Consider the following 20575-nt stretch of genomic DNA (forward strand, 5'->3'; position numbering starts at 1 on the left):
CAGCGCAGGTGACTGCGGAAGACGAGCGACCGGAGACCCACGATGCCCCAGGCCATGCCCCCGGCCATGCTTCAGGCCCCTGCGAATGCCGAGGGTGGCGCGAGCGGCACCCTGCTCGCGCCACCGCGCCCCGCCGGACGGGGCAGCGAGTTCGCGCCCCTCCTCAAGGAGGTCAAGGGGCAGGGGCTGCTGGAGCGGCGCACCGGCTGGTACGCGAGGGGCATCGCCGTCAACCTCCTCGCCCTCGCCGCGACCGTGACCGCGATGGCGCTCACCGGCGACACCTGGTGGACCCTGCTGTACGCGGTGCCGCTCGCGGTGTTCTGGGCCCGGACCGCGTTCTTCGGCCATGACGCGGGCCACGCCCAGATAACCCGTAGCCGCCGCGCGGGCCGCACCATCGGCCTGCTCCACAGCAACCTGCTGCTCGGCATGAGCTACGCCTGGTGGAACGACAAGCACAACCGCCACCACGCCAACCCCAACCACGTCGACAAGGACCCGGACGTCGGCGTCGGCGCGCTCGTGTGGACCGAGAGGCAGGCCGAGCGCCGCGAGGGGTTCGCACGCTGGCTCACCCGCAACCAGGCCCGGCTCTTCTTCCCGATGCTGCTGCTCGAAGGCATCGCCCTGAAGGTGTACGGATTCCAGGACCTGCGCAGGCAGTTCCGGCGGGAGCGGGCCGTCGAGGGCACGCTCCTCCTGGTGCACCTCGCCGCCTACGCGGGTCTGCTGCTGACCGTGCTCCCGCCGGGCAAGGCGCTGGTCTTCGCGCTGCTGCACCACGCCCTCTTCGGGCTCCACCTGGGCATGACCTTCGCGCCCAACCACAAGGGCATGGAGATGCCCGACGCCGACGACGACGGCTGGGGCCATCTGCGCCGCCAGGTCCTCACCTCGCGCAACGTACGCGGCGGACCGCTCACCGACTGGTTCCTCGGCGGACTGAACTACCAGATCGAGCACCACCTCTTCCCGAACGTGCCCCGCCCCCACCTGCGGCTCGTGCAGCCGCTGGTCCGCGCCCACTGCCGGGCCGTCGGCATCCCGTACGCCGAGACGTCCTTGATCGACTCCTATCGGCAGGCCCTGCGGCACATGCACGCGGTGGGCGCGCCGCTGCGGCGGGGTGGTGCGGCGTAGGTGCCGCACGGAGGGGCCGGGGCGCGTGACTGTGCTGTGGGCGGCCGATATGTGGCTGCCCTGCCGCATAGTGGAAGCAGACGGTCGGCGTACCGCGCGGAAGCGGACACGTGGCCGGGAACCGGAGGACGCGGCCACGCGTTCCCTGGACAGAGAGCGGCAGCAGCAGCGGCCGCGAAGGAGGCGACGGACATGTCGAAGCGCGCGATGATCGCCGCCGGTGGAGTGGTGGTGGGACTCATCCTGATCCCGCTGATCGGATTCCTGCCGGCGCTGCTGGTGCTCATAGGGGTGCCCGTCGTGGCCTACCTGATGCTGGACCCGAGCCAGCGCCGCCGGCTGCGCCACATCAGCCGGAAGGAACTGCGCTGAGGGTGGGGCCTCTGGACCTGGCCCCGGCCCGGGGCTGACTGCCGGTGCGGCCTGGCATCGTCCGTCGGCCCCGGCGGTCGGGCCCTCAGCCGTCGAGGCCGCTCCCGGATGCCGGCTCGCCCGCGTAGTAGTCCCGCATCAGCTCCGTGGACCACTCCGGCTGGACCGTCTGGCCGCGCGGGCCGAACTCCGCCATGTACGGCTTGATGTCCAGCACCGGGGTGCCGTCCACCGCGTCCAGGCCGGTGACGTGGACGTCAAGCCCTTCCACCTTCACCACGCGGCAGCGCGAGACGCCGAGCCGGTTCGGGCGGTTCTTGCCGCGCTGGGCGAAGATCCCGACCAACGGCCAGCCGGGGTTGCCGCGCGGGTGGCGCGCGCCCGACTCGACCTTCTCGGGCGGCACCCGGTCGAAGTGGTACACGACCTCCAGATGGGAGAAGTCCGCCAGGCCGAACAGCGCCTCGGGGCCGAACTGTTCGGCATCGAGCCGGATCACCGCCGACTCTCCGCCCCAGTGGTCATCGGCCACCTCGGCCCGCCCGCCGACCACCCGCCCCACCGCCCGGCACACCACTTCCCCTTCCGCGCCGTGCTCGAGGATTTCGCCGTCCGCCATGTCAGTTCCTCCCGTTGGCCCGCCCAAAATCGCCTTGCCCGTTGATCGAAACGCTGCCAGGATCGTACGCATGATGATCCGAAAGGAGGCCTCACGATCCCACGGTGATCGTTGATGGCCCATTCCACTCCGCCCCAGCCGCTGACCCCCGAGTGGATCAGCACCCACTTCGACTCCCTGCCGTTCCCGGCCCGGATGCCCGCCCTCGCGCGCTACGCGCGAACGCTCGCCCCGGACGCGTACACCACCCTGCACCGCGCACTCGACACCGGTGACCAGGATGAACGGCACACCGGACTCTTCCTCGCCGTCGCCCGCCGCGACCTCGACGCCGTGGCCGCCGCGCTCGACGACCCCGTGCTGCGCCGCCGCGCGCTCGCCGCGGCCATCCGGCTGCCCGTGCCGGAAGAACCGCTCGCCGCCCTCGCGTTGAGCGACATCCGAGCGGTCCGCCACTCCGTGTACCGCGTCCTACGGCTCAGCGGCCGCCGCGGCCTCGCCGACCGGCTCCTGCCCGAGGTGTACGAGCGCCACGGCGCCCAGGAAGCGGCCCGGCTGCTCATCGCCTGCTCACCCGGGACGGTCGCCCGCTGGCTGCCCCGAACCGATGCCCCGCCGGGGGTGCTGTCCACCCTCGCCCGTACCGCGCCCACCGCTGTCGCGGCCCTGCTGATCAAGGAGTACGGGGAACGGGCCGACGGTCCGTACGCCTACCGCTATGCCCAGGGCAGGAAGCTCGTCGCCACCGTCGTCGCGGAACACGACCCGGCGGCGGGCCTGGCGCTGCTGCGCGACGCGCCCCGACTCATCGGGGAACGCGCGGCCGTCGCCCTCCTGCGACGCCCCGCCGAACTCCTCGACGTCCTGCGGGGCCTCCGCGCACTCCCGCCCGTTCCAATGGGGGAGGACGCCGGACCCTTCGAACTGACCGTACCGGCGGGCCCCTTGGCCAGGGCGACCGTCGCCGCACTCCGCGCCCTCCCCGAGCCCGACCTCGTAGAGCTGGCCACCCGCTGCCGCGCCACCGGCGGCCATCTGCGTGCACCGGGACGGCAGGAGGTCGCGGCCGACCCCCTCTTGTCGCTGCTGCCCCCGGCCGAACGGCGGCGGCTCGTCGCCGAACGGGCGGGTGGCGAGGGACAACGCGTCCCGCTGGCCGCCCTCGCCGCCCTCGAACCGGCCGACCGCGCCGAGTTCAGCGACGCTCGTCTCGAACGCTGGAAGCGACGCCCGGTCCATCTCATCGCCGTGGCCATCGGCCTGCCCCTCGCGGACGCCGAACCCATCCTGCGAGAACAGGCCTCCCACCATCGGATACACCAGCGGGTGTATGCCTGGCCCGCGCTGCTGGCCTGCGCCGAACTCGACGGCGATCCGGACGAGTTCGCCCGCATCGCCCTGAGCTGCGAACGGGCCTGGCACGACCAGGAAGAGGTACGCCGCCACACCCTGCAACAACTGGCGGGAACCGCCGCACGACTGCTGGCCGCCGTCCCCGAGCAGGTACTCCGGGACGCCACACTGACCGCCGTCCAGTCCCGTGACTCCAAGGCGGAAACGCTCGCCGCCGCCGCGTCGCTGCTGCGCCGCACGGCGGAGAGTGCCGCAGCACGCGGCGACCGTGGGCGCGCCGCGACCGCCGCCCTGCTCCTCTGCCATGTTGTCACGGACCCGCGCCACCATGGCTCGCACGGCCCGCTGCGCGTGGATCTGCCGACGGCACGCCACATCTGGGCGATGGCATCCCCGTCCGGCGAGGGTTCCGAGGACCCGGCTGCGCAGATCGCGCTGGCCGAGCTGCTCGCGTCTCACCTCACCGAACTGCCGGACGCCGACGCCCTGATGCGCCGCACCGCGCTCACGGACGACGACCCTCTGGCCGCCGTCCGCGCGGCCGCAGTGTGGGTGACTCCAGCCCGCGTCCGGGAGGACCGCTGTGCCCAACTGATTGCGGCGGACCCGTGGTTCGCCGCCGTACCCGAAGTGCTGACAACGATCACCGAACGCCGTACCGACCTGCTCGTATCCGTCCTCGCGTCGGCCCTGCCAGCGGTGGAAGCGGGCGATGTACGGGGGCTGCACGGCAGGGTCCGGCCGCGAGGCGGGGTATGGGTGCCCCGGCTGAGAGCCGGAGCCACCGGACGCTGGCAGCTGAAGGAACGCCGACAGTGGTACGAACTGCTGGCGGCGGCCGCCACCGACGAGCGGGCACCGATGCGCGCCCGCGCCGACGCCGCGGCCCAGCTCCGCTCACCCGCTCACCTCCATCCCCTCGCCGAACACGCACCCCAGCCGGTCGCGGCCGCCGCCCTCACCGCCCTCGGTGAAAGCGGTCCGGCCACACCGGAGCTCCTGGCCACGCTGCTGCGGCACGCCGGAACCGGCGGCGTGCGCGGCCGCGCGGCCGTCGCTTCCCTGCGCTCCCTCCTGGCCGAAGCGCCCGACGGCCAAGGGGTCACATTGCTCATCCCTCTGCTCAACGCCCCGTCGTCCCCGGTTGGTTCCCGCAAGGAGGCGGCCCGTACGCTCGGAGTTCTGGGCGGGGAGGACGCCGACGCGGCACTGCTCGGAGCATGGGACCAGCCGGACCAGCACCGGGATGTACGGGCCGCGATCGCCCCGTTCCTGCTGCGGCACGCGGACCGGGACGACATCGCCCGCCGGCTGCTGGAGGGGACGCGCGAACCGGCTGTCCGGGACGCGGTCATCACGCGGTCCGTCACGTCCGCCGCGCACATCGCGTTCCTCGCGCGCGTGGCCCGCGAGGGCGACGACGACAGCGCCAAGGCAGCCTGCGCCGCTCTGCACGGGCGGATCGTGGGGGAGAGTCCCACCATGCGGGACGCGGCCCAGGCGCTGGGCGAGGCCGCGGTCGCGGAGGGGCGGCCACGAAAGGTGTGGCACGCGGCGATTGCGGCGATCGCTGGGATTACGGGGATTGGTGGGATTACGGCGATGGGTGCGGTCGGTGAAGTCGCGGTGGGGCGCCCGTCGAGTGGCGGACCGAGCGATGTGGCGACTGATGTTCTGGGACAGGTCCTCGGCGCTCTCGTCGACAAAGCGACGGCGAGTTCGAGCACGGAGCACGTGAGGCGAGACGCCCTGCGGCGACTCGAAGGATGCGCCGACGCGGTCAGCTCCCGCTACGGCTCGTACGTGGATGTGCGCCGCGCCGACGCGATGGCGGCGGCTCTGGAGGACGTCGGGCTTCTGCGCGAGGCCGCGTGCCTCGCGCTGGACGCGGCGTGGGCGGCACTCCGACGCGACGACCCCGCGCCCGAACGCTGGGCGAAGGCGCTACGGCTGGTCGAGGACCACCCCGGCCGGCTGCCCGACCTGAGCGGGTTCAGCCTCGGAGCCACACCCGTCCGCCACGCCGAGGCCACCCTCCGTACCGCCCGCATGCTGCGCGAACGGGGCACGCCTGCCGCCGGACTGCTGGCGATGGCGCTCGTACGGGCATCGGGGGCGCGCACGGGTTGGGACGCGCCATGGCGCACCGAACTGTCCGCGCTCCGGCGCCACACCGACCCCGATACGGCGATGGCGGCGCTGCTGACCGAGCCTGTTGGGGGTGGGTGAGGGGAGCGGGAGCGCGGGCGGCGTCGCGCGCGTGGCTCAAGACGGTCGTACGGCGATCGCGTCCAGGGCTTCCAGAAGCTCCGGCAACTTGGGCCCGCGCCCCACCGGCGTCACCTCGCCCGGCTCGTCGTCCAGCAGCACGAACGCGATGTCGTCGGTCCTGGCGACGATCGACCACCCAGGACCGTCGGCTCGCAACATCCGCGCCCCACCCGGCGCGAAGCTCGACCGGACACGCCCGAGCGGGGGAGGGGAGTCGAGGTACTGACGTACCTCGTCGAGAACTCGCTCTACGCGCGCGTTGAGGTCGCCGGGGGTGGGGGAGGTGTCGGGGTTGGGCTCGTCCGGGGTTTCCGGGGTTTCCGGGGCTTTCGGGACTTCCGGGGTCTCTGAGGTCGACGGGGCGGCGGAGTCCGCGGCGTCTGCGGAGGTTTCCGGTGCGGCATCTGCGGATTCATCCGCAGGGTCATCCGGAGCCGCAGTCGACGATTCCGCGGATGCCGTCGGCTCCGGCTGCTCGTCCTCCTCCTCGTCACCGTCCTCGTCCTGGCCGTCGGCTATCTGCCCGCGCCACATCGCCCACTGAAGGGCGATTTCGTCCGCGCCGAGGCGCCGTTGCGGGGAGCCCCACACGCTCGTGTCGGGCGGAGTGAGCGGCGGGCGTACCGTGCCGTCTTCGTCCGGCTCCGGCTCGGGGTCGTGCGGCGGGGCCACCCCGGGCGCGGCCACGGCGAGTTCCAGCGGCCACCCGGGCAGCGCGGCCACGACCGTACGCTCGTCCGGCGACAAGTCGTACTCCATCCCGCAGTCCCACGACGCGATCGCCACTGCGACCAACGAGACGTCGTCGACGATCACGGTCCAGCGGGCACCGCTCCCGTCCTGGCCGAGGACCAGGCCGTAGCCGCCCGGGTACGGTTCGAGGCCGAGGGCCGCGCACGCCTCCGGGAAGTCGTCACCGAGCACGCTGGGGAACTGCGCGGGTGTGAGCAACACCGCCGTGAGCACATACAGCGCGTCGTCATCGACCGCGTCGGCTGCGGCTGTGGCAGCCGCCGCCTCGTCCGTCCCGGTCACGGAACCCTCCCCTTCGGATCGCTCGTCGGCGCACCATAACCAGTCGGTAACCCGATCGTCGAGGGTTTGCGGCACCCAGCCGGTACGAGGTCAGGCCACCGGCAATCCCATCAGCGAACGCGCGACGGCCTGCGGCGACTCGTCGCGCTCCCGCGCCAGCGCGATGAGCGCCCGGCACGCCAGCTCCCGAACCCCGAAGGACATCGCCTCCGGCGACACCCACCCGACCGCCTCGTCGAGCGCCTCCTGGTCGTCGTCCGCACAGGCCGCGACGTAGGCGGCGGCGGCCTCGAAGATGTTGTGCTGCCGCACGGGCTCCCGCCGTTCGGGCTTCCGGAATCTGCCGAACATACGAAACATCCGGACCGCCTTCCCCACAAGTGCGCTCACCAGGTGCGACTCAAAGTTCCTTTCCCAAGCTAGAGTTGACGACCTGGTGACAGATAGGGGTCGGAACGGGTCGGTTGACGTGAACCGCTGATGTGAACTGTCAGCGAGTGCCGACCGTGAACGGCTTACGAGCGGGCCCGGCCGCGCGACCCCGTCGCGCCGGTCGAACGGTTCGAGCCGGACGCCTCCGTCGCGCCGGTCGCATCGGCCGCGCCTCCCGGCTCCATTGTTCCGTCCATTGATCCGAGCGACCGGAGTGTGGCGCGCAGCCACTTCAACTCCGCCGCGCTCGTGGCCCGGGCCACAGTGAGAATCCCCTGCCGAAACGGGTCGTCCAACTCCTCTGCGCTGAGCGGCCGTTCGCCTTCGTAGAAGAAACTCGCGGGCTCTTCGAGGAAACGCAGGCGTCGCCGCAGCACCTCGGCCTGGCGGGCTGGCTCGGGCAGGTGCCGCAGGAACGCCAGCAGCGTGAACCACCGGTTTTCATCCGTGATCTCCACCTGCTCGGGCTCCGCGAGCCGCCGCACCAGCTCCGCCCTCCCCTCGGCAGTGAGCGTGAGCGTGTGGCGGGGCGCCGCCACCGCACCGGGCTGCGTCTCCCGCGCCAGCAGCCCCGCCTTCTCCAGCCGCTTGATCGCCGGGTAGAGCGTGCTCTCGGCGACAGGGCGTACGTGCCCGGTCAGCGCGGTGATCCGTTTGCGCAGCTCATAGCCGTGCAGCGGCGTTTCGTACAGAAATCCCAGGATGGCGAGCTCAAGCATGCCCGTATTCTGCCGCACGAGCGCTGTACATCGATGTCGCTATACATCGACACCGATGTATAGTTGCCGAACCGAAGCAGACACGGGAAGTGCCTGGCAGGCATGCAGGCATGACCAGAACGGGGGACGGAACCGTGCGACAGACGGCATTCGACAAGCAGGGCAGCCAGATCCGCTGGACCGAGTCGGAGGGGCTGATCGAGTCGGAACGACTCGACGAGGCTGGGCGACCGCAGGCCGGTCGCCCGCAGACGGGTCGCGATGAGCGTGGCCCGAACGCCGCCAAGCCGCCCCTCGTGTACGTACACGGGCTCGGCTCGGCATCAACCGTCTATCACGCCCACATCGCCGCCGACCCCCGCCTCGCCGCACGCAGGCAGCTGTTCGTGGACCTGCCCGGCCACGGCATCAGCGACCGCCCGGCCGACTTCGGCTACAGCCTGGAGGAGCACGCGGACGCCCTCGCCGCCGCCCTCGACGCGGCAGGCGCCACCGGAGCCGACATCGCCGGACACAGCATGGGCGGCGCCGTGGCCATCGTGCTCGCCGCCCGCCGCCCCGACCTCGTGTCCCGCCTGGTCCTCACGGAGGCCAACCTCGACCCCCACTCCGTCCCGACGGCCGGAAGCAGCGGCATCGCCACCTACACCGAGGACGACTTCGTCCACGGCGGCGGCTTCGCAGCCGTCCTCGACCGAATCGGCCCGCTGTGGGCGGCGACGATGAGGCTCGCCGACCCGCTCGCGCTGCACCGCACCGCCCTCGGCCTGGTACGCGGCACCCAGCCCACCATGCGCCACCTCCTGATGGGCCTGCCGATCGACCGCACCTACCTGGTCGGCAGCATCGACAACGACCTCTCCGGCCGCGAGGAACTGACCGCGTCGGGCGTCCGCATCGAGGTCGTACCGAACGCCGGCCACAACATCATGTTCGACAACCCCCAGGCCTTCATCAGCGCGGTGGCGGGCGGCGGCAGCACCAGCACCACTACGAGCACTAGCGGTTCGGCGGGCTATCGCCAGCCCTGACCGGAAGGGCCAGCCTTGGCCGGAACTGCCGGAAGTACCGGGACTGTCAGTCGTACGGGAGGGGGCCCGCCCCCGCCCCCCTCCCTCCCCCCGTCACCCCTCCCGCACAGCGATCGCCAGAAAGCGCGCGTCCTCGTCCACGTACGACACCATCCGCCAGCCCGCCCCCGCGAGCAGCGGCCGCAGCTGTGGCTCCGCCCGGAGGTCGTCCGGTGTGATCTGCCGCCCCTGGCGTGCGGCGAGGGCCGCGCGTCCGATGGGGTGGAAGAGCGCCAACTGCCCACCCGGCCGTACCACCCGCGCCAACTCCCGGAGATTTCCCTCGGGTTCCGGAAGGTGCGAGATCAGGCCTGCCCCGAACACCGCATCCAGCGCTCCAGTCTGCAGCGGCAGCCTGGCCACATCGCCGAGCGCCAACGACCCGGCTCGGTCGCGCCCGGCCCGTACCGCCGCTTCCAGCATCTCGGGCGTCAGATCGAGCCCGAGCACCGTGCCACCGGGGCCCACCGCGTCCCGGAGCGGCGGCAGTGCGCGGCCCGTTCCGCACCCGGCGTCGAGTACGGCGGCTCCGGAGCGCAGTCCCAGCTCCGCGACCGCCGCCGCGTATGCCGGCCCGTCGTCCGGAAAGCGGTTGTCCCAGTCCGCTGCGCGAGCGCCGAAGAATTCCTGAACGTGCATGTGGTCGTCGGCCATATGCCCATGATCTCGCACAGGATCAAACGGTCCGCCTCTGACTCGGCTGGCTGAAACAAGTCGTCGGTGCGCACGTTCGAACGCGGCACGATCGTTCAGGGGCCTAGTTGTGTCAATTTTCAACGGCTTTCGAAATGCGCCCCTGCCGTGCGCCCCCGGCCGGACTACCGTCCCGGGGCCATGGGACACCTGGACCACGCCGCCTTCGGCTGGCTGACCCCCGTGCTGTCGTACGCGATGGCCTGTATCGGCGCCGCCCTCGGGCTGCGCTGCACCGTCAGGGCGCTCTCGGCGACCGGCCGCTCCCGCCGCAACTGGCTGGTCACGGCAGCGTCCGCGATCGGCACCGGCATCTGGACCATGCACTTCGTGGCCATGCTCGGCTTCGCCGTCACCGGCACGGACATTCGCTTCGACGTGCCACTCACCCTCCTCAGTCTTCTCGTCGCGATGCTCGTCGTCGGTGCGGGTGTCTTCGCCGTCGGCTACGGCAAGGACCGCACCCGCGCCCTGCTGCTGGGCGGCCTCACCACCGGTCTCGGCGTCGCCAGCATGCACTACCTCGGCATGGCGGCCCTGCGACTGCACGGCCAGATCCACTACGACCCCGCGCTCGTAGGTCTCTCCGTGCTCATCGCGGTCGTCGCGGCCACCGCGGCCCTATGGGCCGGACTCAACATCAAGTCGCCTGCCGCTGTCGCCGTCGCCGCCCTGGTCATGGGCGCGGCCGTGAGCAGCATGCACTACACCGGCATGATCGCAGTGAGTGTGCACGTCACCCCGTCCGGCGCGGATCTGCCGGGAGCGACGGCCATGCAGTTCATCTTCCCCCTCGCGGTCGGTCTCGGCTCCTATCTCTTCATCACCTCCGCCTTCGTCGCGCTCTCGCCCACCGCCGGGGAGCGCAGCGCCTACCGCTCCGCCGAACTCACGGACATGGGCGCGCCGCCCGCCGCTTCCCCTCGCGACGCGAGCGCCCCTGAGTGCATTCGTGCATCCGGCCCCCTCTGACCCCGTTCACCCCTCGCCCATCCACTCTCCACAACGACCGCTCATGGCCCGAAGTTCCGGTCGCAGAACAGCCGTTCCCGGATTTTTTGCAGAACCGTTCCCGTAAGCGAGGCGATCCGTGCGCACACCCCGCAAGGCCCCGGGCGCCGCCCCCGGGCCGCTTCCCCCGTCACCCTCACCCGCACGCGGCCGACGCGCGCACGCCGGCCCGCCCGCCGCCGAGTACGACTCCGCAAGGGCAGGCCGGAGCGAGGGTCCAGGGGCATATCAGCGAGCGTTCCGTGCGCGCCCGGAATCAGGGGAGCCGGGTGAGCCGGGGGAGTCGGGGCTGCGTGGGCGGCTGCGCCCGACGACCGTCCGGGCCAAGATCGTGTCTTTGCTAATGGTTCCGGTCGTCTCGCTGCTGGCCCTCTGGGGATTCGCCACCGTCACGACCGCGCAGGACGTTTCGGCTCTGCGCCAGCTGCGCCGTATCGACGAGCAGGTGCGTACGCCCGTGGCCGCGGCGGTCGCTGAGCTCCAGGCCGAACGGCGCTCGGCGGTACGGTACTTGGCCGCCCCGGCCGACGACCGTGCGACCGCGTACACCCAGCAGGCCAAGCGCACCGACGGCGCGCTCGCTCGGTTCCGCCTCGGCGACAAGAACACCGTCGCGGACGAAGGTGACCTTCCTGGCGGCGCGGCCGACCGGCTGCGGCAGTTCGTGTCCCGCGCCCAGCAACTGCCTGCCCTGCGGGCGAACGCCCTCGGTCGGAAGGCCGGCTGGGACGCCGCCTACCAGCAGTACACCGACACCATCGCGCTCGCCTTCGACGTGACCGGTGCGCTCACCGGCATCAAGGACGGCTCACTCGGCTCCGACGCGCGCGTGGTCCACGAGTTCAGCCGCGCGGCGGAGATGCTGGCCCGAGAGGATGCCCTGCTCAGTTCAGCCCAGCTCGCGCGCACATTCACTGCTGCCCATCACACCGCGTTCGCCGGTGCCGTCGACTCGCGCCGCACCCTCACCGACGCCGCCACAGCCGACCTGAGCGGCACGGAACGCGCTGCCTGGCGCACCCTGAGCGGGCAGCCCGCGTACACCGCGCTCCGCGCCGCCGAGGACAAGGTGCTGACCGCGACGCCCGGACGCGACGCGGCCCAGGCTGTACCGGACGCTTCCTGGGACGACGCGCTCACCGCAATTCAGAAGGGCATGCGCGACATCGAGTCCGGTGCCGCGCGCGATGTCGTGGGCCGCGCCGATCCGTTCGCCCGAGGCCTGCTCACCCCGGCCGGGGCGGCCGTCCTCTTCGGGCTGGTGGCTGTGGCCGCCTCCCTGGTCATCTCCGTCCGGATCGGCCGGGGTCTCGTCGTCGAGCTGGTCAGCCTCCGCAATACGGCCCTGGAGATCGCCCGGCGTAAACTCCCGGCCGCCATGGGCCGGTTGAGGGCGGGTGAAGACCTGGACGTCGAGGCCGAAGCACCCCGGGGTCCGGCGTCCGAGGACGAGATCGGCCAGGTCGGGGAAGCGCTCGGCACCGTCCACCGGGCCGCGCTGGCCGCCGCTGTGGAGCGGGCCGAACTCGCCAGCGGCATCTCGGGGGTCTTCGTCAACCTCGCCCGCCGCAGTCAGGTCCTCGTCCACCGCCAGCTCAATCTGCTCGACAGCATGGAACGCCGTGCCGAGGACCCGGGAGAACTGGGCGACCTGTTCCGCCTCGACCACCTCACCACCCGGATGCGCCGCCACGCGGAGAGCCTGATCATCCTGTCCGGGGCCGCCCCCGGGCGTGCCTGGAGCGTGCCCGTCCCGCTCACCAGTGTCGTACGGGCGGCGGTGTCGGAGGTCGAGGACTACGCGCGCGTAGAGGTACGCCCGCTTCCCGAGGCGGCCGTCGCCGGAGGCGCGGTCGCCGACCTCACCCATCTGCTGGCCGAACTCGTGGAGAACGCCGCGCAGTTCTCGCCGCCCCACACCAAGGTGCGCGTCAGCGGCGAACCCGTCGGCAACGGCTACGCACTGGAGATCGAGGACCGGGGTCTGGGTATGGGCAGGGAGAGCCTCGACGAGGCGAACCACCGGATCGAGCACTCCGAGGCCGTCCACCTCTTCGACACCGACCGTCTCGGCCTCTTCGTGGTCAGCCGGCTCGCCGCACGGCACGGCATCAAGGTGCAGCTGCGCACCTCGCCGTACGGCGGTACCACTGCCGTCGTCCTTCTGCCCACTGGGCTGCTGGACAGCGCCATCACCGCCGTCACGCGACAGGCAACGCGCTCCGGGCTCGACACGGAGCGGGTACCCCTTGCCAGGTCCGGCGCCGAGCACGACGACCGCGCGCCCACTGCTGTGCGACACGAACGACGCAGACCGCTCGCCCCGGCGCCAGGCCCACGGCCGGAACCGACAGTTGACGATCGCCCGGCGAGCCCCAGCAGGACCGCGCCCACCGCGCCGACCGCAATACGCCCCGCCCTCGTCGCCCAGCCCGAAACTCCATCCACGCGCGCGACGACCGCGCCCGCGACGGTCCCCACACCACCGCCCGGTGTGACCACGCTGCGTCAGCGGGCCCGGACTGTCGCTCCCGACAGCGCCCACGGCGACGGACTTCCGCGCCGCGTACGCCAGGCGAGCCTCGCCCCCCAACTACGCGAAGCCCCCACCGAGGAACCCCAGACCGATGAAACCGCCGACACCCGCACCCCGGAGCAAGTCCGGGACCGTATGACGGCGTACATGGGCGGCTGGGCCCGTGGAGGTGCCTCCCGTGCCGGCGCGGCTCAAGGCACCGCCACTCGCGCCCCTGAAACCGACGCTGACACCGATCGCACCACCAGCGGCCCTTCTGCCGCCGAAGACGCCTGCGGCGACGACCACCCGAGCGAAGGAGACCACGCATGATCGACCACCAGAGGCTCGACTCCCCGCTCCGCGCCGGGGAGGTCGACTGGCTGCTCGACGACCTGGTCCTGCGGGTCGGCGAGGTCCGGCACGCCGTCGTCCTGTCCAACGACGGACTGGCCGTCGGCGCGTCCAACGGCCTCAGCCGCGAGGACGCCGAGCATCTCGCGGCCGTCGCCTCGGGGTTCCACAGTCTCGCCAAGGGAGCCGGACGCCACTTCCACACCGGAGGTGTGCGACAGACGATGGTCGAGATGGACGAAGGTTTCCTCTTCGTCGCCGCGGCGGGGGATGGCTCCTGCCTCGCCGTGCTGAGCACCCTCACCTCGGACATCGGGCTCATCGCCTACGAGATGGCCCGCCTCGTCAGGCGTGTCGGCGAGCATCTGCACACCCCGCCCCGGCACACCGCGCCGCCCCCGGCCGCTGGTTGACCGGACGACGAGGGACGTCACACCCCATGACCGAGCACGAGGAGGCCGACCCGGCGCCGGCGGCGAGCCGCTGGTACGACGCCGATGCGGGTCCGCTCGTCCGCCCCTACGCCATGACGGGCGGCCGCACCGAACCGGCCGCCGGTGGTATCCGACTGGACTTCATCGCCCTGGTCTCGATGGCCGCGGACGCTCCGGGCCCCGCCGAGGAGTCGCTGCTGGGGCCCGAACACCGCTCCCTGCTCGCCCTGTGCCGGACGGAGACCCAGTCGGTCGCCGAGCTGGCCGCCGACGCGGATCTGCCCGTCGGGGTCGTCCGGGTCCTCATCGGCGACCTCCTCGAAGCCGGTCACATCAGCGTGCACCGGCCCGTGCCGCCCGCGCAGTTGCCCGACGAGAAGATCCTGAGAGAAGTGATCGATGGACTCCGAGCACTCTGACCCCACTCCCGCCCTCGCGCTGAAAATACTGGTCGCGGGCGGCTTCGGGGTCGGCAAGACCACCCTCGTCGGCGCCGTCAGCGAGATCCGGCCCCTGCGCACCGAAGAACTGCTCAGCGAGGCGGGCGAGGACGTCGACGACACCGACGGCGTCGACCACAAGACGACCACCACGGTGGCCATGGACTTCGGCCGCATCACCATCCGGTCGGGGCTGTCGCTCTACCTGTTCGGCACCCCTGGACAGGATCGCTTCTGGTTCCTGTGGGACGAGTTGTCGCAAGGCACGCTCGGCGCCGTCGTCCTGGCCGACACCCGCCGCCTGGAGGACTGCTTCCCCGCCGTCGACTACTTCGAGCACCGCCGCATTCCGTTCGTCGTCGGCGTCAACTGCTTCGCGGGCTCGCGCGCCTACGGCGCCCACGAGGTCTCCCAAGCCCTCGACCTCGACCAGGGCACCCCCGTCGTGCTGTGCGACGCCCGCGACCGCGACTCCGGAAAGGAGGTCCTGATCCGCCTCGTCGAGTACGCCGGGCGCGTTCACACCGCCCGGCTGCTCGACTCCGTGGGCTGAGCGCTGCCGCTACCGCCCGCAGGCCCTGCTTGCCCCCACGCGAACCATGGGTAAGGCTTGCCGCAGACCTGGGGGGAAACGGGGAACGCATGAGTGGGGTGAGGCCGTAATGGCACTGAACAAGGAACTCGACTGGCTGCTCGACGACCTGACCAAGCGGGTCGAGCACGTGCGGCACGCCATCGTCCTGTCCAACGACGGTCTGGTCACCGGCGCCAGCGCCGACCTACCCCGCGAGGACGCGGAACACCTCGCCGCGGTGTCCTCGGGGCTGCATAGCCTGGCGAAGGGGTCCGGCCGCCACTTCCGGGCCGGCCGGGTGCGGCAGACGATGGTCGAGTTCGACGAGGCGGTTCTCTTCGTCACGGCTGCGGGCGACGGGAGTTGCCTGTGCGTGCTGGGCACCGCCGAGGCCGACATCGGCCAGATCGCGTACGAGATGACGCTGCTGGTCAATCGGGTCGGTGAGCACCTCGGCGTCGCGGCACGGCGGCCAGGCCCCCCGGTTTCCGACCTCTGATCAGCGGTTCTCCGGCGAAGTCGGTTCGGTCGGCGAAAGTTATCCACAGGCCGAGCGGGATGTCCGCACGGAGGGTTACGGTCGTCACCGAGAGTATTCGCAACTCGCGGGGGAGGACCTCATGACCACCACGACCACGGCCGAAGTGAGCGGAAAGACCGTCACCTTGGGCCGGGCGGCCCAGCAACTGGACCTGAAACGAGGCGAATTCGACCTCGCCGTGCAGCTCGGCCATGTCCGCACCGTGCGGGAAGACCTCGGCGCGCGCCCACGGGTCGCACAGGAAGAGGTCGAGCGGATCCGCTCGGCCGAGGACTTCCCGGAAGCCCTGCGTGAACGAGTACGCGTGGTGGGTACGGCGGAGGCGTCGCAGCTGCTCGACGTGCCCGCCCACCGTTTCACGCGACTCGCCCGCGGCGGCCACTTCACGCCGGTCAAGTGCTACCTCAACCGATACAGGGCCGTCGTCTGGCTCTACCTCGCCGAAGAGCTGACCGACCTGGCCCTGCGGCATCCGGAGCTGCTCACCGACCGTCAGCTGCCCAAGGAGACACTGGTCCGGCTGGGCGCGGGCGAGGACCGGCGTCCGCGCAACTGGCGCGGTCGGCGCGCCGCCATGCTGCTGCAGCAGACCGACGACCCCTGGGAGCGAGCCGCGGGCATCGCCTCCGCGCTCGACGCCGCGCATCTGGCGGAGCTGGTCACGGACCCGTACGAGCTCGCCTATCTGAGCAGGCTCCGACCCGAAACGGCCAGGGTCGGCCCGGATTCGCCCGCCGCTCGGGAGATCATCGAGCGGCTGCAACTGGCCCAGGACCCGGACGAGGTTCTCTGGCACCGCATGGATCTCGCGCAGCACCTGAGCATCGCCCGCTCGGCCCGTCCAGCACCGAGGCCGGAGTGGGAACGCCCCGCGATCGGCACGACCGCGACTGCGACGGCCATCGCGCGCCCGGCCCACGTGCCTGCGCCCGCTTCCTCTCCCGGACCGACGGAGCTCAAGCCGAGTCAACTCCGGCAGAGCTATCCCAAGGGGAGGGAACTCGAGCCGGTCGGAGTCGAGCGCGTGGAGTCGAGGGGCGGCCACGGAAGGCTCAGGCGCGGCCTGGCACGCTTGCGTCGGCCCAGGACGGCCGCCCGCTCGTCCACCACCGCGCCCTGACGCTGGTGGCAGTGATGACAAGGACAGGATTCCTCAGCGGGATCGGAGCCGTGGTCGGATCAGCTCTGCACCGAATGCTGTGCGGTGGCCGGAGGCCGTCCCCGCCGCCCGTGTCCGCGCCTGCGTGTGCGGTCCCGCTGTGGCCACACCAGCACGTACGTCGTGGAGATCACCACGAACGCGAGACGTATCAGACCCCGTGCCGAGTCGTCCGGGACGACGAAAACGCTGCCGTACAGGGCGATCAGCGCGAGCCAGCTCCACCACGGCACCAGCCGGCGCTGCCCGATCACGTCCCACAGGAGTGTGCCCAGCAGGACGGACGCCGTGTAGTACGTGTAGACGCTCGGGTCCAGGACGATGCGGGCGTTGGCGCCGAGCAGCACCACGGCCGTCCAGCGTTTGCGCCAGACCGCGATGCCGCCGAGCACCAGGCTCAGCGCGGCCTGGGCGGGCCGGTCCCAACCGGGGGTCTCGGCGTCGCCGACACCCAGCCAGCGCAGCGCGGAGGCGGGTTGGTTGGGTATCGCGAATCCGGTGGCGGCGAAGCTGTCCGCGTTGCCGATGAAGAACGGCAGCCAGGCCAGGGCGACGAGGCCGGCGCACCACAGCCCGGCCCGCAGCCACGACTGTCGGGGAAGCGCGAAGAGCAGCATGGCGAAGCCCAGCGCGGTCGGTTTGGAGTCCATCGCCAAGGCGAGCCAGATGCCCGTTCCGGCCGCGTTGCCACGGGTGACCGCCCGCACGGCGAGAGTCGTGAAGAACAGCGCCAGCACATCGTCGAGATGGCCGAACCGGACCGAGACCTCGATCCACATCGGGATGAAGGCCAGCCCCGCGATGAGGACGCGCTGGCGCAGCCGCTGGTGGTTGGTGCCCGTGCCCAGGAAGTGCCAGGCGGCGCTGCGGCCGACCAGCACCACGATCACCAGCCCGAGCACCGACATCAGCGCCGCGGCCAGGAACTGCCCGGTCGAGTCGGGGAACGGGTTGAACAGCCCGGCGATCAGAAAGCTGACGGGCCCCATCTGGAGCTCGGGATGGTGGGCGTACAAGTTGAGCCCGCCGGTGCCGTCGCCGGACGGCCCCTGGTAGATCAGCTCCCCGCCAGTGCGCAGATAGTGCCAGGAGAAGCCGCCGTTCGGCTCCACCACGGCGAACCAGAGCACGGTCCATGCGGTGAGCAGCACGAGGTGCATCCGCTGGCTGATGGCCGGCACGTGTGTTCAGCTCCTGTTTCCCCGCCGGGTACGTCGATAGCTCGCAGGGGCCTGCGGAGCCCGGCAGGGAAGACGGGAGTCCGGTGCGACTCGTTCATCGGGGCACGCAATTGTGCTTCCGCCCACACCCGAAGGGTGAGGAACGGGTCATCCCACACTGATCACCTTGGCGATGCTCGGTACGCCGTCTGTATTCAGGGCGAACAGCAGGTACGTCCCGGGGAGGGCGACTCCGGGGTCGCTCGGGATGGAGAGATCGTAGGAGCCCACGCCGGTCTGCCGGAACGTCAGTGGCACCCGGCGCTGGTCGTTGTCGACGGAGTGGGTCGCCGCACCGGAGCGCACCAGGGCGAAGGCGCTGACGGGCGACCCGGTGGAGACCTGCAGCGTCGAGCCGAGCGCCACATGGCTCGGTGGGGTGCTGGTGATCATGGGCCGGGGTCGCTCGCTGCCGTCCGGGTTGAGCAGGTAGGGCGGGGTGAAGATCGCGCCGTCCAGGTGGTTGGTCGCGCAGTCGCCGCAGAGCCCGCCGCCGCCCGAGAAGATCCGTCCGTCGGGCAGCAGGTTCGAGGTGCTGTGGTAGTTGCGGGGGACCGCCATCGTGGCGAGCGGTGTGAAGCGGCCGGTGGCCGGATCCCAGATCTCCGGGGTCATGACCGACGTGGCGTCGCTGAACGGAACCGGGGTCCCCTGGCCGCCGAAGACCGCGACCTTTCCGTCCGGCAGCACGACGCTGTTGCTGAACGCGCGGGCGGCGGCCATGTCTCCGGTGCGGGTGGCCGTGGGCCGACCGCCGCCGTTGAGGTCGACCGTGTAGGCGCGGCGGGTGGCGGGGGTGTCCTGGTAGGCGGGTGCGCCGCCCAGGGTGAGCAGTTTGCCGATGTCGTACGAGACGGCGTTGCCGTTCATCGCGTCCGCGCTGTCGGCCCGTGTGCCGGCGGGGGTGATGCTGCCGTTGCCGTCGGTGGTGATCCAGTTCATCTGCTTGCTGGGGCCGAGCTGGAGGACGCGCCCCTGGGAGGTGGCGTGCAGCCACATGTGGTTGTCGGCCCGGTAGGCGCCCTTGGGGTCGGCGGTCATGGCGCCCTCGACCGGCACGCCCGGGAGTCTGCGCCAGGTGTGGGTGGTGGCCGACCACACTTCGCCGTCCTTGGGACCGTCCCCGCCGCTCCAGGAGCCGCCGAGGACGAACGCGTCGCCGTTGGAGAGCAGCGTCATCGCCTGGTAGCCGCGGGCGATGTTCATGTCGGCCGTCGAGGACCAGGTGTCCGTGCGGGGGTCGTAGATGCTCGCACGGGACGCGTTGCTGCCGCCCGTGACCAGCACCCGCCCGTCGGCGAGCAGGGCTATGCCGGGGCAGAACATGTCGTGGCCGGTGTTGTCGACGCGGCGCTGGGTCACTCGGCCGGTGGTGAGGTCCATGACGGCGGTCTGGGTGTAGCCGTTGCTGCCGCCGTACCGGTCGACGGCGTACGCCGACCAGGCCAGCAGTTTGTTGCCGGGCAGTACGGCCGTGGCGACCGGCACCAGGGGGAATCCGGTGACCGGTCCCCAGGAGCCCGACAGGGAGGGGTCGCTCGGGCCACTGAGCCGGATCTCGGCGGCGGAGCTCCAGGGGCCGCGCTGTCCCGCCTCGCTGAGGGCGACGAGTCGTACGTACCGCGCGGAGACGGTGCGGGTGAAGATGGCGGTCTTCGAGGTCGCGTCGTCCTTCCAGTGGCCGCTCGCGACGGGGGCGTCGAACGAGGTGCCGTCGAGGCTGGTGGAGATGGCATAGGTGCCGATGCGGCCGTTCGCGCCGGTCTGGCGCGGCTGATAGGTGAGTGCGGAGACGGCGGTCGTGCGGTGCATGTCGATGACGAGGGCGTGCGGGAGCCGTACGGTCGTCGGCGACCATCTGCTGTGCCAGACGGTGGTGGGATCACCGTCCAGGATGTTGGCGGCGCGGTCGTTCGCCTGGGCCGTCTCCTCGTCGGTCGCGGAGACCGTCCAGCCGTCGACCGGCAGGGAGGCAGTCGACGGCGCCGTGAGGCCGGGGTCACCCAGGAGTTGGACGGCGGCTCGGGAAGCGAGGGGAGTGGGCGAGGAGGCGGAGGATATTCGCTCCGTTCCGGCGGCCCAACCGTTGTGACCGGCGGCCGGTGTCGTGGCGGAGAGCCGTACATAACGGGTGCCCTGGGCGGCGAAGCTGAGGGTCTTGGCGGTGGTGTCGTCCGCCAGGGTTCCGGTGGCGACGGGTTTGGTCCAGCGCCGCCCGTCCGCGCTGAGGCGGATGGCGTACTCGGTGAGGCGGCTGCCGCCGCCCGTCCTGCGCGGTTGGTAGACGAGCGCCGAAACCACGTCGGTCCGGTGCATGTCGATGGTGAGGGCAGTGCCGCTCGCCGTGACACTCCAGCCGGACTCGGCCAGGACGGGGGCGGTGGGGCGCATGGCGTCAGCCGGTGCCACACCGTGGTGGGGAGACATCGGAGACGCGTTGGGGTCGATCACAGGGGAGGCATGGCGGCCGGGGACGGCCGCGTCGCTCGGGGTGACCAGCGGCAGCAGCGCGGCGGTCGTCGTCGCCGTGGCGAGGAGGACGAGAACACGTGGTCTGAGGCGGGTGAGACGGAACGACGTACGCGAGAACCTGAATGTCACCCGAGCCCCCCGGCCGAGA

General features: G+C 71.5%; 17 protein-coding genes and 1 pseudogene. 11 read left to right on the forward strand and 7 right to left on the reverse strand.

The genetic code is table 11. The features are described 5' to 3' along the window. Positions 1-42 precede the first annotated feature (42 nt). Positions 43-1143, forward strand: a complete 1101-nt coding sequence (locus IE252_RS01315; protein WP_190087333.1) for a fatty acid desaturase family protein — start codon at positions 43-45, stop codon at positions 1141-1143. A 192-nt stretch (positions 1144-1335) separates the two neighbouring features. Next, positions 1336-1515 carry a tail-anchor membrane protein gene (locus IE252_RS01320; RefSeq protein WP_190087334.1) on the forward strand — a complete coding sequence of 60 codons (180 nt, stop codon included), beginning with the start codon at positions 1336-1338 and terminating at the stop codon, positions 1513-1515. An 85-nt stretch (positions 1516-1600) separates the two neighbouring features. Here IE252_RS01320 and IE252_RS01325 read toward each other — a convergent pair whose 3' ends face one another. Further along, entirely contained in the window at positions 1601-2134 is a 534-nt protein-coding gene (locus tag IE252_RS01325) for an SAM-dependent methyltransferase (RefSeq protein WP_190087335.1), read from the reverse strand. A gap of 114 nt (positions 2135-2248) precedes the next feature. Here IE252_RS01325 and IE252_RS01330 point away from each other — a divergent pair, with 114 nt between their 5' ends. Then, a complete protein-coding gene (locus tag IE252_RS01330; protein ID WP_190087336.1) occupies positions 2249-5716 on the forward strand; it encodes a hypothetical protein in 3468 nt (1155 codons plus the stop codon). Positions 5717-5752: 36 nt separating this feature from the next. Here the strand turns inward: IE252_RS01330 and IE252_RS01335 are convergent, their stop codons facing one another. From IE252_RS01335 to IE252_RS01345, 3 genes and pseudogenes are all read right to left on the reverse strand, one after another. Next, entirely contained in the window at positions 5753-6793 is a 1041-nt protein-coding gene (locus IE252_RS01335; RefSeq protein WP_190087337.1) for a hypothetical protein, read from the reverse strand. A gap of 90 nt (positions 6794-6883) precedes the next feature. After that, on the reverse strand, positions 6884-7144 hold the full coding sequence (locus IE252_RS01340) for a hypothetical protein (RefSeq protein ID WP_257584057.1): 261 nt from the start codon (positions 7142-7144) through the stop codon (positions 6884-6886). Between the two features lie 275 nt (positions 7145-7419). Next, positions 7420-7944, reverse strand: a pseudogene (locus tag IE252_RS01345) (PadR family transcriptional regulator); the annotation flags it as partial. 134 nt (positions 7945-8078) lie between these two features. Here IE252_RS01345 and IE252_RS01350 point away from each other — a divergent pair. Next, positions 8079-8975: an alpha/beta fold hydrolase gene (locus tag IE252_RS01350; protein ID WP_373298492.1), complete on the forward strand. Its 897-nt coding sequence runs from the start codon at positions 8079-8081 to the stop codon at positions 8973-8975. Positions 8976-9068: 93 nt separating this feature from the next. Here IE252_RS01350 and IE252_RS01355 read toward each other — a convergent pair whose 3' ends face one another. Further along, positions 9069-9668, reverse strand: a complete 600-nt coding sequence (locus IE252_RS01355; RefSeq protein WP_190087340.1) for a class I SAM-dependent methyltransferase — start codon at positions 9666-9668, stop codon at positions 9069-9071. 180 nt (positions 9669-9848) lie between these two features. Between IE252_RS01355 and IE252_RS01360 the strand changes: the two genes are divergently transcribed. The 7 genes from IE252_RS01360 (at position 9849) to IE252_RS01390 (ending at position 16696) form a co-directional block, all read left to right on the forward strand. Continuing rightward, positions 9849-10679 (forward strand): MHYT domain-containing protein, encoded by an 831-nt coding sequence (locus tag IE252_RS01360; RefSeq protein WP_190087341.1) that lies wholly within the window; start codon positions 9849-9851, stop codon positions 10677-10679. Between the two features lie 118 nt (positions 10680-10797). Continuing rightward, positions 10798-13566, forward strand: coding sequence for a sensor histidine kinase (locus IE252_RS01365; protein ID WP_190087342.1), 2769 nt, complete (start codon positions 10798-10800; stop codon positions 13564-13566). After that, positions 13563-14000, forward strand: coding sequence for a roadblock/LC7 domain-containing protein (locus IE252_RS01370; RefSeq protein ID WP_190087343.1), 438 nt, complete (start codon positions 13563-13565; stop codon positions 13998-14000). The genes IE252_RS01365 and IE252_RS01370 overlap by 4 nt, the downstream gene beginning before the upstream one ends. 26 nt (positions 14001-14026) lie before the next feature. Beyond that, on the forward strand, positions 14027-14440 hold the full coding sequence (locus IE252_RS01375; protein WP_190087344.1) for a DUF742 domain-containing protein: 414 nt from the start codon (positions 14027-14029) through the stop codon (positions 14438-14440). Next, the gene (locus tag IE252_RS01380; protein ID WP_190087345.1) at positions 14421-15014 is read left to right on the forward strand and encodes a GTP-binding protein; all 594 of its coding nucleotides are present in this window, start codon (positions 14421-14423) and stop codon (positions 15012-15014) included. Before IE252_RS01375 ends, IE252_RS01380 begins: the two co-directional genes overlap by 20 nt. Positions 15015-15123: 109 nt before the next feature. Continuing rightward, positions 15124-15534, forward strand: a complete 411-nt coding sequence (locus IE252_RS01385) for a roadblock/LC7 domain-containing protein (RefSeq protein WP_190087346.1) — start codon at positions 15124-15126, stop codon at positions 15532-15534. A 121-nt stretch (positions 15535-15655) separates the two neighbouring features. Next, entirely contained in the window at positions 15656-16696 is a 1041-nt protein-coding gene (locus tag IE252_RS01390; protein WP_190087347.1) for a DUF6397 family protein, read from the forward strand. Between the two features lie 59 nt (positions 16697-16755). On the opposite strand, the gene IE252_RS01395 is transcribed toward IE252_RS01390, so the two are convergent. Together IE252_RS01395 and IE252_RS01400 are read right to left on the reverse strand one after the other, a co-directional pair. Then, entirely contained in the window at positions 16756-17895 is a 1140-nt protein-coding gene (locus IE252_RS01395) for a hypothetical protein (RefSeq protein WP_190087817.1), read from the reverse strand. 168 nt (positions 17896-18063) lie between these two features. Continuing rightward, complete coding sequence (locus tag IE252_RS01400; protein ID WP_229847825.1) at positions 18064-20556, reverse strand: discoidin domain-containing protein; 2493 nt, start codon at positions 20554-20556, stop codon at positions 18064-18066. Positions 20557-20575: the final 19 nt, after the last annotated feature.

The organism is Streptomyces melanogenes, from assembly GCF_014649795.1.
Lineage (GTDB): Bacteria > Actinomycetota > Actinomycetes > Streptomycetales > Streptomycetaceae > Streptomyces > Streptomyces noboritoensis.

Coding starts and splice junctions, on each gene's coding strand:
- IE252_RS01370 (WP_190087343.1), top strand. CDS start 13,563: ATGATCGACCACCAGAGGCTCGACTCCCCGCTCCGCGCCGGGGAGGTC.
- IE252_RS01325 (WP_190087335.1), bottom strand. CDS start 2,134: ATGGCGGACGGCGAAATCCTCGAGCACGGCGCGGAAGGGGAAGTGGTG.
- IE252_RS01340 (WP_257584057.1), bottom strand. CDS start 7,144: ATGTTCGGCAGATTCCGGAAGCCCGAACGGCGGGAGCCCGTGCGGCAG.
- IE252_RS01355 (WP_190087340.1), bottom strand. CDS start 9,668: ATGGCCGACGACCACATGCACGTTCAGGAATTCTTCGGCGCTCGCGCA.
- IE252_RS01380 (WP_190087345.1), top strand. CDS start 14,421: ATGGACTCCGAGCACTCTGACCCCACTCCCGCCCTCGCGCTGAAAATA.
- IE252_RS01360 (WP_190087341.1), top strand. CDS start 9,849: ATGGGACACCTGGACCACGCCGCCTTCGGCTGGCTGACCCCCGTGCTG.
- IE252_RS01330 (WP_190087336.1), top strand. CDS start 2,249: ATGGCCCATTCCACTCCGCCCCAGCCGCTGACCCCCGAGTGGATCAGC.
- IE252_RS01320 (WP_190087334.1), top strand. CDS start 1,336: ATGTCGAAGCGCGCGATGATCGCCGCCGGTGGAGTGGTGGTGGGACTC.
- IE252_RS01395 (WP_190087817.1), bottom strand. CDS start 17,895: ATGCACCTCGTGCTGCTCACCGCATGGACCGTGCTCTGGTTCGCCGTG.
- IE252_RS01375 (WP_190087344.1), top strand. CDS start 14,027: ATGACCGAGCACGAGGAGGCCGACCCGGCGCCGGCGGCGAGCCGCTGG.
- IE252_RS01390 (WP_190087347.1), top strand. CDS start 15,656: ATGACCACCACGACCACGGCCGAAGTGAGCGGAAAGACCGTCACCTTG.
- IE252_RS01315 (WP_190087333.1), top strand. CDS start 43: ATGCCCCAGGCCATGCCCCCGGCCATGCTTCAGGCCCCTGCGAATGCC.
- IE252_RS01385 (WP_190087346.1), top strand. CDS start 15,124: ATGGCACTGAACAAGGAACTCGACTGGCTGCTCGACGACCTGACCAAG.